The 571-nt window shown below is 50.4% G+C and carries 1 protein-coding gene; it reads left to right on the top strand.

Annotation, left to right across the window (positions count from 1 at the left end):
* Positions 1 to 571 (top strand): hypothetical protein (locus ESB04_RS12465; RefSeq protein WP_164969673.1); only part of this gene is annotated, 571 nt, incomplete at both ends.

Genomic DNA, 571 nt, shown 5'->3' with positions numbered 1-571 from the left:
GTGTAGCGAATTTGACAAGCTTAGGCTTAACCTTCACGGGAACTTCGGGTGACGGAACATTCACCTTTACACCAGCCACAGGAACAGCGGTAACCAGTGCTAGCATTACGGTGAATCCAGGTGAAGCAAGCAGATTAGTCATTACAGGATCAGGTACACAGACAGCCGGTGCAAGTCAAACGATTACGATTGCGGCGAAGGATGCGCAAGGAAATACAGTAACAGGCTATACAGGAACTAAGTCGATTACCTTCTCGGGTCCAGGAACTTCCAGCAGTCCGGCTACAGTACCGACGGTGGCATCGGTCAATGTGGGTCAAGCCACTAGCTTAACCTTTAGCAATGGTGTGGCCACTGCAAGCTTAGTAGTATACCGTGCTGAGAGCACTAATCTAGCAGCTACAGATGGAACCATCTCCGCTGCTGGCACAGACCGCTTATCGCTGACGGTGAGTCCATCGAGCTATACGAAATTGGCGGTAAGCTTAGCGACGCCACAAATCAATGGGGTAGCCTTTACGGGTACGAATACCTTGACAGCACAAGATGCTTACGGAAACACGGTACCAAG

Source organism: Aquirufa rosea (assembly GCF_004118285.1).
GTDB lineage: Bacteria > Bacteroidota > Bacteroidia > Cytophagales > Spirosomataceae > Aquirufa > Aquirufa rosea.
Note: the sequence above shows the minus strand (reverse complement) of the source record. Positions and strands in the feature narration are given on the sequence as shown.